Genomic DNA, 15,080 nt, shown 5'->3' on the forward strand with positions numbered 1-15,080 from the left:
CCGGGCGGACGAGAGTTTGCGGACGCGCCCCCAACCTCACAGGGCAATACACCTAGCTCGCCCACGGCGGAGTGATCCGCGTCCCGTCCGCCAGCTCGGCCTCCAGGCCCACCGACGTCGTCACCCACATCGTGGCCGTCTCCTCCGTCGGGTTCTCGACCGCGAGCGTCGTGCCCGCGTTCACGATCGCCGTGTCGCCGGGGGAGAGGGTGTGCGTCTCGCCGTCGAGGGTCAGCCGCAGCGTGCCCGTGAGCAGGTGCAGGATCTCCTCGTGGGTCACCGTGTGGGCCGGCGCCTTGGTGCCACCGGGGATCTCGCCCCGCCAGGCCGCCAACTGCTTGCTGCCGGTGCGGGGAGTGGCGTACGAGACGAAGCGGGCGCCGTGCATCTCGTGGACGACGGCCTCTGTCGAGCGGACTACGGGCATGACTTCTCCTGACGATGACGATGACGATGACGATGACGATGACGATGACGATGGCGGGTGAGCCCGACCAATTGGTCAAGCTCCTTGACCATATAGTCAGGCCGCTTGACCATCTCGTCAAGGGTGTTTCAATGTGCCCGTGCAGAAATCCGAAGCCCTCGCCCTGTCCTCCGCCCTGCTCGCCGCCGCGGGCGAGCTGACGCAACGCCTGCACGAAGGCGTCGTGGCCAGGGGATTCGAGGGGCTGCGCCCCGTGCACGGCTTCGCGTTCGCGCGGCTGTCCCACGGGGGCGCCACCGTCACCGAACTCGCCGGCCACCTCGGCGTGACCAAGCAGGCCGCCAGTCAGCTCGTCGACGAGATGGTCCGCAAGGGGTACGTGGAGCGGCAGCCGCATCCGCACGACGCGCGGGCCCGGCTGCTCGTGCTCACCGAGCGGGGGTGGGCGTGCACCCGGGCCGCCGAGGAGGCCGCGGGCGATGCTGTCGAGCCCTGGGTGGAGGAGTTCGGCGAGGCGGAAGTCCGGGCCCTGGCCGCCCGGTTGCTGGCCATCGCGCCCAACGGGCCCATCCGGCCCATCTGGTGACATGACGTCAGGGATTCCTGACGCAAGCGACTCCGGAAGTTTTTACCGACGCGTAACTTCACGTCTCTACTACTCGCGCGTAACTTGACGTGGGCACGGCAACCTCCCGTACCTCCTGCAACTCCCTTGAGCCGCAAGGAGTTTCACGATGCTGCCCAGAAACAGGCTGTCCAGAAACAGCCGGCGGCGGGCGCTGCGCGCCGCGACCGTCGCCGCGGCCCTCTTCGCCGCCGTCCTCGTCCCGTCCCAGGCCGCCTCCGCGTCGAGCTCCGGCTGGAACGACTACTCCTGCAAGCCGTCCGCCGCGCATCCGCGGCCCGTCGTCCTGGTGCACGGCACGTTCGGCAACTCCGTCGACAACTGGCTCGTCCTCGCGCCCTACCTGGTCAAGCGCGGCTACTGCGTCTTCTCGCTGGACTACGGGCAGCTGCCGGGCGTCCCGCTCTTCAACGGGCTCGGGCCCATCGAGAAGTCCGCCGGGCAGCTCGACGCCTTCGTGGACAAGGTGCGCGGGGCCACCGGTGCGGCGAAGGTCGACCTCGTCGGCCACTCGCAGGGCGGCATGATGCCGCGCTACTACCTCAAGTTTCTCGGCGGCGCCGCCGAGGTGAACGCGCTCGTCGGCATCGCGCCCGACAACCACGGCACCACGCTCTCGGGACTGACGAAGCTGCTGCCGTACTTCCCCGGCGTGAAGGACCTGCTGACGCTGGCCACGCCGTCCCTCGCCGACCAGATAGCCGGGTCCGCCTTCATCAGCAAGCTCAACGCGGGCGGCGACACCGTGCCCGGCGTCCACTACACCGTCATCGCCACGAAGTACGACGAGGTCGTCACCCCGTACCGGACCCAGTTCCTCGACGGGCCCGACGTGCGCAACGTGGTGGTGCAGGACCTGTGCCCGGCCGACCTGTCCGAGCACGTGACCATCGGCACCGTCGACCTGGTGGCGTACCACGAGGTCGCCAACGCCCTCGACCCGGCGCACGCCACCCGGACCGACTGCTTCAACTAGCCGTCGGTCCGGGGCGTGCACCGGGGCGTGCACCGGGGCGTGCACCGGGGCGTACTCCTGGGTGTACGAGGGCGGGTGAGGGTCAGCGGCTGTGCCGGCCGCCCGTCACCGCGCGGCGGCGCACCGAGGCGAACATGCCCGCCGCGCCGATCGCCAGAGCGGCGGCGCCGCCCATCGCGATGTACGGGGTGGTGGAGTCGCCGCCGGTCTCGGCGAGGTTCTCCGAACTGCCGTTGACGGAAGGAGTGTTGGCGTCGCCCGCGGCGGCCGGCGACGCGGACTCGCCCGCGGTGTCGTGGGCCTCGTGCGCGGCGGCGTCGTCACCGGAGTCACCGGCGTCGCCGCCCATGTCCATGCCGCTGTGGTCGACCGTCGTCTTGTCGGCGTCCTGCTCGATCTGCGCCTCGGACGGGGTGGACGCCTCCGGCGCAGCCGCGCTCGTGCCGGAGCTGCCGCCGTACGTCACGTCCGAGCAGGAGTAGAACGCCTCCGGGCTGTCCGAGCGCTGCCAGATGCCGTAGACCAGCTGGCGGCCCGTGCGCTCGGGCAGCGAGCCGGAGAACGTGTAGTAGCCGCCCTCCGCCACCGGGTCCGTCTTCGTCGCGACCGGGTTCTCCAGATCCAGGTCGGACCACTTCAGCGGCTTCGACGCGTCGTAGCCCTGCTTCGTCAGGTACAGCTTGAAGGTGCCCTTGTGCTGGGCGGTCACCTTGTACTTGAAGGTGTACGAGCCCGCCGAGACCTTCGTCGCGGGCCAGTCGTCGCGCGCCAGGTCCATGCCCTTGAACTCGTCGGAGTTCGCCGAGCACAGCTTGCCGTCCGGGATCCTCTCCTGGTGCCGGCCGCCGGCGTCGCCGATGCGGATGCCGTTCCAGTCGTACAGGGCCTGCGAGCCGCCGGCCGCGACGGCCGCCTTGCACGCCGCGGACGTGGGGTTCTCGGCGCCCTCCGCGTAACAGGCGGCGACGCGGCTGGCGGGGTCGCCGAGGGTGCCGTGCGCCGCCGCGGGGGTCGCGGAGAGCGCGGTGAGGCCTCCGGCGACGGCGAAGGCGGAGAGTACGGCGAGGCTGCGGCGTGCGGACATGGGGGCTCCTTGAACGTGTCGAACGTGGGGGTGTGCCAAGGAAGTTAGCCCGGGAAAACGCGCAGGTCGGCCCTTGCGGGCGCGCTGGGTCGATCTTTATGGCGCGCTTAAGGTGCGGCTCAGACGGAGATCAGAATGGCGGGCCGGGGCGCCTTCAGGACGTCCACCGGTACTGGCGTTCCGGGCGGCCCGTGCCCCCGTACCGCAGGGACACCCGCGCCCGGCCCGTCTCCGTGAAGAACTCCAGGTACCTGCGCGCGCTCACCCGCGACAAGGAGCCCGCCCGCTCGGCGCACTCCGCCGCCGACAGGCCCTCGGGATGGGCGCGCAGGGTGCGTTCCACCAGCTCCGCCGTGTGTGCCGCGAGACCCTTCGGGAGTTCCCTGGAGCCGGGCGGCCGGGCGCCGAAGATCTGGTCGACGTCCTCCTGGCGGGCCTCGCCGAGGTCGTCGAGGCGGGCCCGCAGCGCCGCCACATGCGTCAACTGCTCGGCCAGAGCGGCCCTGTTGAAGGGTTTGATGAGGTAGTGCAGGGCCCCGGCCCGCAGCGCGGCCCGCACGATCTCGGCGTCCCGCGCCGCCGTGATGAACAGCGCGTCCACCCGCGTACGGGACGGGTCGCGCTCCTCGGCCGCCCGCAGTTCGCGCAGCACGTCGATGCCGTCCATGTCCGGCAAGTACACATCGAGCAGCACCAGATCGGGACGTATCGCCTCCGCCGCGCGCAGCGCCTCGGCGCCGCTGTGCGCCACACCGGCCACCGTGAATCCGTCCATCGCGGACACATACCGGCTGTGCAGCTTCGCGACCATGAAGTCGTCGTCCACGACCAGCACCTTCGTCACGGGCGCAGGGTAGGCGCGCGACCGCAACGACCACAACGTTCCTTAGGTGCCAAAGAGAGACAGGCCGTTAACGCGTGGGCAACATGTGGGCCACTTCACAGAATCCGAGAACTGAATCCGAGAACTGAATCCGAGAACTAGGTGGTGGCACCCGTGCGCCTGCGCACACCCCTCGCCCTGCTCGGGGCCGCGGCTCTCGTCCTGGTGGGGCCGCCGCTGCTCACCACGGGCAGCGGCGCCGACACCGGCACCCAGATCCCCGGCCTGCGCCTCATGGTCCCCAACACCCCGGGCGGCGGCTACGACATCACGGCCCGCACCGCCGCCAAGAACGCCGAGGACGCCGGACTCACGCACAACATCGAGGTGTTCAACCTGCCCGGCGCCGGCGGCACCGTCGGCCTGACCCGGCTCGTCGGCGAGCACGGCAACGGCAAGCTCGCCATGTCCATGGGCCTCGGCGTCGTCGGCGCCGCCCGCTCCAACCACGCGCCGAAGACCCTCGCCGACACGACCCCCATCGCCCGGCTCACCGAGGAGCCGGACGTCGTCGTGGTCGCGAAGGACTCCCCGTACAAGGACATCGGGCAGCTCGTCGACGCCTGGAAGAAGAACCCGGGCAAGCTGCCGGTCGGCGGCGGCTCCTCACCGGGCGGCCCCGACCACCTCGCGCCCATGCTCATGGCGCGCGCCGCCGGGATCGCCCCGAAGAAGGTCAACTACGTGCCCTTCGACGGCGGCGGCGAACTCCTCGCCTCCATCCTCGGCGACAAAGTGGCCTTCGGCGTCTCCGGCGTCGGCGAGTACCTCGACCAGATCAAGTCCGGCGAGCTGCGCCTGCTCGCCGTCACCGGACCCGCGCGCGTCCCCGGCCTCGACGGCCCCACGCTCAAGGAGTCCGGCTACGACGTGAACTTCACCAACTGGCGCGGCATCGTCGCCCCACCCGGCCTGACCGACACCCAGCGCGACAAACTCACCACGCTCGTAAGGAAGTTGCACGCGTCCGAGGAATGGAAGCAGTCGCTGAAGAAGAACGGCTGGGACGACGCGTTCCTCGTCGGCGACAAGTTCGGCGACTTCCTCGACGCGCAGGACAAGAACGTCGTGTCCGTACTGAAGGAGCTGGGCCTGTGACCCTCACCGAGAACCGGGAAGCCGCCACCGACCGGCGCTCCTGGCTGCGCGACCACTCCGAACTCGGCGTGTGTGTCCTGCTGTTGGCGCTCGGCGTGCTCGTCCTCACCGACGCGCTCACCATGGACGTCGACATCGCACAGCGCGGCCCCGTCGGGCCGAGGACCGTCCCCGTCGTCGTCGGCGTCGGACTGCTCGTCGTCTCCGCGCTGCTCGCCGTCGACGTGCTGCGCGGCGGCAGGGGAGAGGCCGAGAGCGGCGAGGACGTCGACCTGTCCGAACCCGCCGACTGGCGCACGGTGCTGCTCCTCGCCGGTGTCTTTCTCGCCACCGCCGTCCTCATCGAACCGCTCGGCTTCCCGGTCGCGGGCGCGCTGCTGTTCTGGGGCGCCGCCTACGCGCTCGGCAGCAGGCACCTCCAACGCGACCCGCTGATCGCCGCCGGACTCTCCCTGCTCACCTACGTCGTCTTCGACAACCTGCTCGGCGTGCCCCTGCCGGGCGGGCCCCTGATGGGAGTGCTGTGACGCCATGAATGCCCTCAACTCCCTCATGGACGGCTTCAGTACCGCCCTCACCCCGATCAACCTGTTGTGGGCGGCGGTGGGCGTCCTCCTCGGCACGGCCATCGGCGTCCTGCCCGGCATCGGCCCCGCCATGGCCGTCGCCCTGCTCCTCCCGGTGACGTACGGACTCGAACCCACCGGCGCGTTCATCATGTTCGCGGGCATCTACTACGGCGCCATGTTCGGCGGCTCGACGACCTCGATCCTGCTGAACACCCCGGGGGAGAGCGCCGCCGTGGTCGCCGCCATGGAGGGCAACCCCATGGCCAAGTCCGGGCGCGGCGCCCAGGCCCTCGCGGCCGCCGCCATCGGGCACTTCGCCGGCGGCATGATCGGCACGATCCTGCTGGTCGCCCTCGCGCCCAAGGTCGCCTCGCTCGCCGTCGACATCGGCGCGCCCGACTACTTCGCCATCATGGTGCTCGCGTTCATCGCGGTGACGTCGGTCCTCGGCGCGTCCCGCGTCCGCGGCCTCGCCTCCCTGCTCATCGGCCTCACCATCGGGCTGGTCGGCCTGGACCAGATGACCGGCCAACAGAGGCTCACCTTCGGCTCGTTGCAGCTCGCCGACGGCGTCGACGTCGTCATCGTCGCCGTCGGTCTCTTCGCCATCGGCGAGGCACTGTGGGTGGCCGCGCACCTGCGCCGCACCAGCGGGGAGGCCATCCCGGTCGGCCGCCCCTGGCTCGGCAGGTCGGACGTGAAGCGCACCTGGAAGTCCTGGCTGCGCGGCCCGCTCATCGGCTTCCCGTTCGGCGCGATCCCCGCGGGCGGCGCCGAGATCCCCACGTTCCTCTCGTACGTCACCGAGAAGCGTCTGTCGAAGCACAAGGACGAGTGGGGCAAGGGCGCCATCGAGGGCGTCGCCGGACCCGAGTCGGCGTCCTCCGCCTCGGCGGCGGGCACCCTCGTCTCCATGCTCACGCTCGGCCTGCCCACGACGGCGGTGGCGGCCGTGATGCTGGCCGCCTTCCAGCAGTACGGGATCCAGCCGGGCCCGCTCCTCTTCGAACGCGAACCGGAGCTTGTCTGGGGCCTGATCGCGTCGCTGTTCGTCGGCATGGTCCTGCTGCTCGCCCTGAACCTGCCGCTCGCCCCGGTCTGGGCGAAGCTCCTGCGGATCCCGCGCCCCTACCTCTACGCGGGCATCCTCTTCTTCGCGGCGGTCGGCGCGTACGCGGTCGGCGGCGAGGCCCTCGACCTCGTGATCCTGCTGATCATCGGCCTCATCGGCTTCGGCATGCGCCGCTACGGCCTGCCGGTCCTGCCCGCCGTCGTCGGCGTCATCCTCGGCCCGAACGCCGAGCAGCAACTGCGCCGCGCCCTGCAGATCAGCGACGGCAGCGTCGGCGGCCTGATCGACACACCGTTCTCCGTGACGGTCTACGCGATCGTCCTCGTCGTCGTGGCGTGGCCGCTGGTCAGGAAGCTGGTGGTGCGCGGGCGGGGCGGTGCCGTAGACAAGGAGGCATGAACAGCGAAGAACCCGAGGTGCTCGCGGTACGCCCGGCCGTCGCCGCCGACGTCCCCGCGATCAGGGCCGTCACCGACGCCGCGTACCGGCACTACATCGCCCGCATCGGCGTCGTCCCCCAGCCCATGGAGGCCGACCACGCCGCGAACGTGGCCGCGGGCCTGGTGCACGTCACCGGGGACCCGGACATCGTCGGACTCGTGGTGGTCGAGGCCCGTCCCGACCACCTCTTCCTGGACAGCATCGCGGTCCACCCCGACGCCCACGGGCGAGGGGTGGGCCGCCGCCTGCTCGGCTTCGTCGACGAGCACGCGCGCGCCCTGGGCCTGCCCGAAGTCAGGCTCTACACCAACGCGTTGATGTGGGAGAACCAGGAGATCTACCCGCGGTTCGGATACGAGATCGTGGAGCGCCGCACCGACGGCCCCTACGACCGCATCCACTACCGCAAGAGGCTGCGCCCGGACCCGGTCTGATCCCGGCTGGTCCCGTCACGTCTCATCGGGCCGGCGCCCCTTCCCGCCCTACTCGTCCGGCCACCACGTCTTGCGGACGTCCTTGCGCACTTCCGGGCGCTCGCGCACCCGCTCCGCCGCTTCCTCCTGAAGCCGACGCGAGACGGTGCTGCGCGCGGTCGGCTTGTGCATGGTCACTCGGCGCATGATGCCTCCTGTACCTACACGGGTCCCAACGTGTCGCCGTTGTAGACCTGTTCCCGGAGCGTGGCTCATCGAAGCGCAATTGTCAGTGGCGGTTGTCACGTCCTTCAACCGCTGTGCCCGCGGGAGACAGGTCGCGTTGTCAGTGCCGCGTGATCTGATCCGGCCCATGACCGAGACAGTCGAGAGTTCCGAGAGAACCGCGCACGCGTCGTGGGACCGCATCGAGGCGTGGCTGCGCGAGCACGCTCCGTCGACGTACGCGACGCTGCGCCCGCCCGTCGAGGCGGACCGGGTCGCCGCGGTCGAGCGGGACCTGGAACTGCGGCTGCCCGCGGACTTCACGGCGGTCCTCGCCCGCCACGACGGGGTCACCCCGGGCCCGGCCGCCTTCACGTTCCCCGGCAACGACCGGCCGCATTCGCTGGCGGAACTCCTCGACCACGCCCGGATGTGCCTCGATCTGTGGGAGGACGACGAGGACGCGGACTTCTTCCTCGGCGGCGACTACTGGCACCGGCAGTTCGTCCAGTTCACCCGCTCCAACACCGCGGACGGCCTGGTCCTCGACTGCCGCCCCGGAGACACGTACGGGGCGGTGGGGGACTTCTTCAACGGCGACGGCGCGCGCTTCGACCGGTGGCCCTCGTACGCCCGGTTCCTCGCCGACGTCGCCGACGCACTGGAGAACGGGACGCCCGTGGGGGAGCCGCTGCCGTACGTGGGCGTCCCGTTCGACGGCGAACTGCTGTGGGAACCGGCACCTCCGACCACGGCCCCGGCCGAACCGGTCTCGCTGTTCGAGCGCGCCGCCCGGGAGCCCGCCCCGGCTCCGGCCGAGCCTCTGGAGGCACGGTTCCGGCCGCGCGCCGAGGACGGCCCGGCCGGGGAGTACGGCGACTTCTGCCTCACCTTCGCCGAAGGGCTCGACCCCGCCGAGCTGCTCGACCGGTACGGGGCGCTGCCCGGGACCACCGCCGCGCGCACCCGCGTCGAGGCCGTCGAGGACAGCACCCGCTGGACGAGCTGCTACCTGCCGACCGTGCGCGCCGGGAGCGCGGGCACCTGGGGCTTCGGGATCGAGCAGGGGCACGCCCTGGGCGCCCGCGAGGCGGTACTGCGCCGCCTGTCGCGGGGCACGCGCGCGGTGTCCCTGCACTTCTCCGGCTTCACCGCGCTGTCCCTCTACGAGGACGGCCGCCTCGTCACCCGCTACGACACCCGGCGCATCGGCCGCCCCGACGGCGAGCGCGCTCCCCACGACGTGTTCCCCGGGCTGCCCGGGGAGGCGGAGCGGCCGGGCCCCGAGGGCCCCGGCCACCGCGACGTCCTGCGCCGGGTGTACGCCGCCCTGACCGCGACGCTCGGTATACGACTGCCGCCCGACGCGCTGAGCGGCGCACTGCCCAGCGCCCGCGTGCTGCCCCTCCTCGAACCGCTGCCCGTGAACAGCGGCGGCGTGCCGCACCTGGACGAGCGCCTCGACCGGGCCGACCGGGAAGCCCCCGAGCGGCTGCGCCGGGCACTCACCGCCCAGGCTGCCCAGCTCGCGGAGGAGACCGGCCTCGCCCGGTACCCGGAAGTGGTCGCCGCCCTCACCGAGGGCGGCGACACGGGGCCCGTCGACGACGACTCCCCGCTCGGGGCGCGACTGCGCACCGTGACGGCCGAGTTCCGGGCCACGCTCGCGGCGAGCACCGCGCAGGAGGGCCGACACCTGGTCACCTGGGACGACCGAGAGGTGTGGCAGCGCCGTGACAGCGCGGTCCGGGCCTTGCGCGCACTGCGCGAGCTGCCCGCCCGCCGGGCGGCGACCTGGATCCTGCCGGCCCGCGAGGACCCGCACTGGCGCACCGGCTTCGTCGCCGACCTGGACATCGACACCGCACGTACCGACACCGCACGTACCGACACCGCTGACATCGAAGGGCAGGAGCAGGCATGAGCACGAGTCCGAGCAGGAGCACGACCTGGGACGCGGCGGCAGCGGACTTCGACGACGAACCGGACCACGGCCTGCGTGACCCCGCGGTCCGGGCCGCATGGGGGCGGCGGCTCGACGGCTGGCTGCCGGAGCGCCCCGGAGACCTGCTCGACCTGGGCTGCGGCACCGGCAGCCTCTCGCTGCTCGCCGCCGAGCGCGGACACCGGGTGACCGGCGTGGACTTCGCCCCGGCCATGCTGGAGCGGGCCCGCCGCAAACTCGCCGGGCACGACGCCGACTTCCTGCTCGGGGACGCCGCGGCACCACCGGTCGAGCAGGGCGCGTACGACGTGGTGCTCGCCCGGCACGTGCTGTGGGCGCTGCCGGACACCGAGGCGGCGCTGCGCCGGTGGGTGTCGCTGCTGCGGCCCGGAGGCAGGCTCGTGCTGATCGAGGGCGTGTGGGGTGAGCTGAGCCCCACGGGGGTGCCGGGGGAGCGGCTGGTCGCGCTGGCCCGGGACGTCCTCGACGACGTACGGCACGAGCCCCTGTCGCAGGACGCCCTGCTGTGGGGGAAGCAGGTGTCCGACGAGCGCTACGCGGTCATCGCAGCAGCGCGGTGAACTCGCCCTGACGCGCGAGGAGTTCGAGCTCGTCGAGGGCCCGCTCCGCGGCCTGTGCCGCGGCCGGGTCCCGCTCGGCGAGGCCGCTCTCGGCGAACTCGTCCTCGTCCAGGCGGATCACCCGCGCGCCGTCCGCCGACACCCACAGGTCGAGGTCCAGGTCCTCGGAGAGGATGTCGCCCGCGGTGTCGCGGACGGCGGGCCGGGTGATGTCGCAGTACCAGCCCTTCAGGGTGCCGTCGCCCGCGCGGACCTCCTTGATCGCGTACCAGCGGTCGCGCCAGTAGTGCTCGGTGAAGACGTCGCCGGGCGCGAACCGCACGAAGCCGAAGTCGCGGACGCCCTCGCCCGCCCAGTCGGCGCGGACCGTGACGCGCGTGCCGTCGTCGGCGAGCAGCACGGCCGGGTAACCGATCTTGGTGCGGCCGGCCTTGACCAGGCGGACGCGCAGGGTCGTGGTGTCAGGTGCCGAGGGTGCCGAGGGTGCCGAGGGTGCGGACATGGCGGATCTCCGTCGCGTCGAGTACGTAGCCGAACCACTTGTTGATCGCGAGCATCGGCCCGTTGTCCGCGTCGTTGCCCGTGTACGCCACCGTGATCCCGGCCTCCCGGGCGCGGTGCAGCGAGTCGTTCTTGGCGAGCTTGGCCAGGCCCCGGCCCCGGAAGGCGCGGGCCGTGCCGGTCATCCCCGACCAGTAGCGGCACTCACCGTCGGTCTGGGCGAGGGAGAACGCGGCGGGGCGGCCGTCCACCGTCGCCACCGTCGTCAGCTCGTGGGAGAGCAGCGGATCGCGCCAGGTGTCCGCCAACCACTGCTCGTGGTCGGTGAGTTCGGACGCGATGTCGCCCGGCTCGTCCGCCACCGTCGCCGCGAACAGGTCGAACAGGGGGCGCGGATCGTCCGCGTAGTCGGCCGCCGTGCGCAACTCGGCCCCGGGGGAGAGGAGTTCGCGGGGCGGGAGTGCGTCCGGCGTCAGGTCGAGACGGAGGAAGCGGGCGCTTCGGCTGCCTCGGTAGCCACGGTCCGCGGCCCACGCCAGGTTCCGCGGGCCGTCGAGCACCCAGCTGTACACCTCGCGCGCACCGTGCTGGGCGAGATGCTCCTCCGCGGTGCGCAGCAGCTGGGTGCCGGCGCCCCGGCCCTCGTGGTCCGGATGCACATAGACGTTCGCGTAGCCCTGGCCCGGCTCCGGACTGTCGTACGCGAGGCCGACCTGCGCGGTGCCGATCAGCGTGCCGTCGCCGGTCAGCGCGATCAACTGGCGGTAGTGCGCGTCGGGGTGGGCGTGCGCCGCGTCGTGCGCGACCGAGGCGGGGGTCGCGAGCATCGCGGGCAGACAGGCGCGGCGGACCCGCGCGAAGCCCTCGGTCTCGGCCGGGGAGTCAGGGAGCAGCGGGCGGACGATCACGGTCATGTGGCCGCACGCTACGCGCCGACCTCGCCCGGGTGCCTCTCATTTTCCGGGCCTGCGGGAGAATCGCCCCGTGACCTTGAAGATCCGCATTGACGACAGCGCGGCCCCCTACGAGCAGGTGCGGGCGCAGATCTCCGAGCAGGCGCGGGGCGGGGTGCTGCCCGTCGGGTACAAGCTGCCCACGGTGCGCGGACTCGCGGAGGAGTTGGGGCTCGCGGCGAACACCGTGGCCAAGGCGTACCGGGCGCTCGAGTCGGACGGGGTGATCGAGACGCGGGGGCGGAACGGGACGTTCATCGCGTCCGCTCGGGACGCGGCTTCTCGGGAGGCCTCCACCGCGGCGCAGGTCTTCGCCGAGCGCGTTCGGCGCCTCGGTCTCTCCGAGGAGGCGGCGCTGGAGGCGGCCCGGGACGCGGTGCGGGCCGCTTATTCGTAGTTCGTCGGGTGCGGCTCCGGTGGGGGCTGGCCGCGCAGTTCCCCGCGCCCCTGAAAGGCCTGCGGCCTTCAGGGGCGCGGGGAACTGCGCGAGCAACCCACCACCACCCGCACCCGCGAGACGAACAGCGACCCGGCAGACGCGAAGGCGAAAGGGGCGCGGGGAACTGCGCGACCAGCCCCCACCGACCCGCACCCGGCGACGAACCCCCGGCTACAGATACAACCCCGCGTCGCCCCCGCCCCGCTGATCCGGTACCGCCGTCGGAGACACCCCGCGGCGCAGGGCGTACAGCTCCGCCAGCGTCGCGCCCTCCCGGTTCAGGCCCTCCTCCGTGCCGAGCCACGTCACCGCCTCGCGCCGGGTCAGCGGCCCCACCTCGATGCGGGCGAGACAGCGGCCGGGCCGGACCACCGCGGGGTGCAGGCGCTCCAGGTCCTCGTTCGTGGTGACGCCCACCAGAACGTTCCTGCCCTGGCCCAGCAGGCCGTCCGTCAGGTTCAGCAGCCGCGACAGCGCCTGGCCCGCCGTGTGCTTGGCCTCGCCGCGGATCAGCTCGTCGCAGTCCTCCAGGAGGAGCAGCCGCCAGCGGCCCTTCGCCGTGCCGTCGTCCTCGCCGATCGCGATGTCCATCAGATAGCCGACGTCGGAGAAGAGACGCTCCGGGTCGAGGACGCAGTCGACCTGGCACCAGTCGCGCCACGAGCGGGCCAGCGTGCGCAGCGCCGACGTCTTGCCGGTGCCGGGCGGACCGTGGAGCAGGAGCAGGCGGCCCGCGATGTCGTCGGGCCGCGTCTTCATGAGGCTGTCCATCGCCTCGGCGACCGGTGCCGTGTAGTTGGTGCGGACCTCGTCCCACGTACCCGCCGAGATCTGCCGGGTCGTACGGTGCGGGCCGCGCCGCGGCGACACGTACCAGAACCCCATCGTCACGTTCTCCGGTTGCGGCTCCGGCTCGTCGGCGGCGCCGTCCGTGGCCAGCTTGAGGACCTTCTCGGCCAGCTCGGTGGTGGTCGCCGTGACCGTGACGTCCGCGCCCCTGTTCCAGCGGGAGATCAGCAGCGTCCACCCGTCGCCCTCGGCGAGTGTCGCGCTGCGGTCGTCGTCGCGGGCGGAGCGCAGGATGCGGGCGTCAGGCGGCAGCAGCGTGGCGCCGGACCGGACCCGGTCGATGTTCACGGCGTGCGAGTGCGGCTGCTCGCCCGTGGCGAAGCGGCCGAGGAACAGCGCGTCGACGACATCGGAGGGCGAGTCGCTGTCGTCGACGCCCAGCCGTACCGGCAGCGCGTCGAATGGGTTCGCAGACATGCCGCCATGATCCGGCACACAGGGGCCGCCCGCACGGGATTTCCGCAGCGCGTCACCCGGGCGGCACGACGTTCCTCCCGCCCCGGGGCTCGTTACGAGGCTGTGGCAACGGAGCCTGTCGCTCCGCCAACTGCCCTGGTTACTCTTGACCTTGATGGGACGTCATGGGTGGAAATCGGGGGCTCGGCGATGGCGGCTCATCGCCCTGCTCGGCGTGGGGATGGCCGCTCTGGCCCTGGTGCTGACCGTGATCGGCACGCTTCCTGACAACAAGGACCTCAGCTCGGGCACCACGCCGGACGGCGACAAGGTCCACGGCACCCCGGCCGACCCTCCCGAGCAGCAAGGACCCGCCGTGGGCTGGGGCTTCACCCACAACCAGCACTCCGCGGACGAGGGGTCGAAGGCCGCCGTCGAGCGCGCGAAGAAGCTGCTCGGCGAGACGCCGATGCCACAGAACCAGGCGATCATGGGCTGGGGCGCGGACAACCCCGAGCCGGTGAAGGGCGGTTACGACTTCGAGGCGATGGACCGCCGCATCGACTTCATCCGTGCGTCCGGCGGCACACCGGTGGTCACGCTGTGCTGCGCGCCCGACTGGATGAAGGGCGGCAAGCCCGGCGTCGACAACACGGACTGGAGCCAGTCGAACCTGGAGAAGGCCCCGGACCCCGACCACTACCAGGACTTCGCGAACCTCGCCGCCACGGTCGCCAAGCGGTACCCGTACGTACGGCACTTCATCGTCTGGAACGAGTTCAAGGGCTTCTGGAACGACAGCGAGTCCCGCTGGGACTACGAGGGCTACACGAAGCTCTACAACCTCGTCTACAAGGCGCTGAAGAAGATCGACAAGGACATCGACGTCGGCGGCCCGTACCTGGTCATGGACAGCCTCGACCCGAAGCGGACCGAGGGCACGTCGGACGCCGTCACGGGACCGTGGGGGCGCATGGACCAGAGGATCGTCGACGCCTTCGAGTACTGGAACGAGCACAAGACCGGCGCGGACTTCGTCGTCGTCGACGGGTCGAGCTACACGAACGACGACGAGATGCTGCCGGACGAGTTCGCCGCGACCGACAAGTTCACCGCGGTGAGCAGGTGGATCGAGGAGCGGACCGGCGATCTGCCGCTGTGGTGGGCCGAGTACTACGTGGAGCCGGCCGACAGCAAGGACGAGCGCGACGACTGGAGCGAGCCGCACCGGGTCGCCGTGCAGGCGGCCGGGATGATGGCCCTCGCCAGGGGCGGGACGACGTCCGCGTTCTACTGGAACCCGGAGGACGAGAAGGGCACCTCGTGCCCCGGCTGCCTGTGGCGGCCGACGGACCGGTCCTCGGGCGGCGGCCCGCTGCCGATGTACGACCTGGTGTCGCGGTTCAACGAGGAGTTCGGGCCCGGGACGACGTTCAGGAAGGTGTCGGTCGCCGCCGACGACAGGCCGAACGTGCGGGTGCTCGGCGACGACAAGGCCGTGCTCGTGGTCAACACGCTGAACCGGTCGATCAGCGCGAAGGTCGACGGCAAGCGGTTCGAGATGCAGGGGTACGAGGTGAAGTGGCTGAAGCGGTAGCGCCCC

17 protein-coding genes are annotated in these 15,080 nt (G+C 71.7%); 10 read left to right on the top strand and 7 right to left on the bottom strand.

The features are described 5' to 3' along the window. Positions 1-52: 52 nt before the first annotated feature. Positions 53-427, bottom strand: coding sequence for a cupin domain-containing protein (locus B072_RS0123360; RefSeq protein WP_018532405.1), 375 nt, complete (start codon positions 425-427; stop codon positions 53-55). 139 nt (positions 428-566) lie between these two features. On the opposite strand from B072_RS0123360, the gene B072_RS0123365 reads away from it, so the two are divergent. Beyond that, positions 567-1,013, top strand: a complete 447-nt coding sequence (locus B072_RS0123365; RefSeq protein WP_018532406.1) for a MarR family winged helix-turn-helix transcriptional regulator — start codon at positions 567-569, stop codon at positions 1,011-1,013. Positions 1,014-1,161: 148 nt separating this feature from the next. Then, positions 1,162-2,028 carry an esterase/lipase family protein gene (locus B072_RS0123370; protein WP_018532407.1) on the top strand — a complete coding sequence of 289 codons (867 nt, stop codon included), beginning with the start codon at positions 1,162-1,164 and terminating at the stop codon, positions 2,026-2,028. 82 nt (positions 2,029-2,110) lie between these two features. On the opposite strand, the gene B072_RS0123375 is transcribed toward B072_RS0123370, so the two are convergent. Together B072_RS0123375 and B072_RS0123380 are read right to left on the bottom strand one after the other, a co-directional pair. Continuing rightward, a complete protein-coding gene (locus B072_RS0123375; protein WP_018532408.1) occupies positions 2,111-3,112 on the bottom strand; it encodes a lytic polysaccharide monooxygenase auxiliary activity family 9 protein in 1,002 nt (333 codons plus the stop codon). Between the two features lie 154 nt (positions 3,113-3,266). Next, positions 3,267-3,956 carry a response regulator gene (locus tag B072_RS0123380; RefSeq protein ID WP_026246203.1) on the bottom strand — a complete coding sequence of 230 codons (690 nt, stop codon included), beginning with the start codon at positions 3,954-3,956 and terminating at the stop codon, positions 3,267-3,269. A gap of 153 nt (positions 3,957-4,109) precedes the next feature. Here B072_RS0123380 and B072_RS0123385 point away from each other — a divergent pair, with 153 nt between their 5' ends. From B072_RS0123385 to B072_RS0123400, 4 genes are read left to right on the top strand one after another with little or no spacing between them, the layout of a single operon-like run. Further along, on the top strand, positions 4,110-5,093 hold the full coding sequence (locus B072_RS0123385; protein WP_018532410.1) for a Bug family tripartite tricarboxylate transporter substrate binding protein: 984 nt from the start codon (positions 4,110-4,112) through the stop codon (positions 5,091-5,093). Then, complete coding sequence (locus B072_RS0123390) at positions 5,090-5,620, top strand: tripartite tricarboxylate transporter TctB family protein (protein WP_018532411.1); 531 nt, start codon at positions 5,090-5,092, stop codon at positions 5,618-5,620. The genes B072_RS0123385 and B072_RS0123390 overlap by 4 nt, the downstream gene beginning before the upstream one ends. Positions 5,621-5,624: 4 nt before the next feature. Beyond that, complete coding sequence (locus B072_RS0123395; protein WP_018532412.1) at positions 5,625-7,133, top strand: tripartite tricarboxylate transporter permease; 1,509 nt, start codon at positions 5,625-5,627, stop codon at positions 7,131-7,133. Further along, a complete protein-coding gene (locus B072_RS0123400; RefSeq protein ID WP_018532413.1) occupies positions 7,130-7,609 on the top strand; it encodes a GNAT family N-acetyltransferase in 480 nt (159 codons plus the stop codon). The genes B072_RS0123395 and B072_RS0123400 overlap by 4 nt, the downstream gene beginning before the upstream one ends. A gap of 48 nt (positions 7,610-7,657) precedes the next feature. On the opposite strand, the gene B072_RS48760 is transcribed toward B072_RS0123400, so the two are convergent. Continuing rightward, the gene (locus B072_RS48760) at positions 7,658-7,795 is read right to left on the bottom strand and encodes a hypothetical protein (protein WP_086020389.1); all 138 of its coding nucleotides are present in this window, start codon (positions 7,793-7,795) and stop codon (positions 7,658-7,660) included. 166 nt (positions 7,796-7,961) lie between these two features. Here B072_RS48760 and B072_RS45660 point away from each other — a divergent pair, with 166 nt between their 5' ends. After that, on the top strand, positions 7,962-9,737 hold the full coding sequence (locus B072_RS45660; RefSeq protein WP_018532415.1) for an SMI1/KNR4 family protein: 1,776 nt from the start codon (positions 7,962-7,964) through the stop codon (positions 9,735-9,737). Then, positions 9,734-10,339 (top strand): class I SAM-dependent methyltransferase, encoded by a 606-nt coding sequence (locus B072_RS0123415; RefSeq protein ID WP_018532416.1) that lies wholly within the window; start codon positions 9,734-9,736, stop codon positions 10,337-10,339. The genes B072_RS45660 and B072_RS0123415 overlap by 4 nt, the downstream gene beginning before the upstream one ends. Here the strand turns inward: B072_RS0123415 and B072_RS0123420 are convergent. After that, a complete protein-coding gene (locus B072_RS0123420; RefSeq protein WP_018532417.1) occupies positions 10,320-10,841 on the bottom strand; it encodes a DUF402 domain-containing protein in 522 nt (173 codons plus the stop codon). The two genes, B072_RS0123415 and B072_RS0123420, sit on opposite strands and share 20 nt — an antisense overlap. Then, complete coding sequence (locus B072_RS0123425; protein WP_018532418.1) at positions 10,801-11,754, bottom strand: GNAT family N-acetyltransferase; 954 nt, start codon at positions 11,752-11,754, stop codon at positions 10,801-10,803. The genes B072_RS0123420 and B072_RS0123425 overlap by 41 nt, the downstream gene beginning before the upstream one ends. Before the next feature lie 70 nt (positions 11,755-11,824). On the opposite strand from B072_RS0123425, the gene B072_RS0123430 reads away from it, so the two are divergent. Beyond that, positions 11,825-12,190, top strand: a complete 366-nt coding sequence (locus tag B072_RS0123430) for a GntR family transcriptional regulator (RefSeq protein WP_018532419.1) — start codon at positions 11,825-11,827, stop codon at positions 12,188-12,190. Positions 12,191-12,403: 213 nt separating this feature from the next. Here the strand turns inward: B072_RS0123430 and B072_RS0123435 are convergent, their stop codons facing one another. Next, positions 12,404-13,498 (bottom strand): DUF5925 domain-containing protein, encoded by a 1,095-nt coding sequence (locus B072_RS0123435; protein WP_018532420.1) that lies wholly within the window; start codon positions 13,496-13,498, stop codon positions 12,404-12,406. 154 nt (positions 13,499-13,652) lie between these two features. Between B072_RS0123435 and B072_RS0123440 the strand changes: the two genes are divergently transcribed. Further along, complete coding sequence (locus tag B072_RS0123440) at positions 13,653-15,074, top strand: GH39 family glycosyl hydrolase (protein ID WP_026246204.1); 1,422 nt, start codon at positions 13,653-13,655, stop codon at positions 15,072-15,074. The last annotated feature ends 6 nt before the right edge of the window (positions 15,075-15,080 follow it).

The organism is Streptomyces sp. HmicA12, assembly GCF_000373565.1.
Lineage (GTDB): Bacteria > Actinomycetota > Actinomycetes > Streptomycetales > Streptomycetaceae > Streptomyces.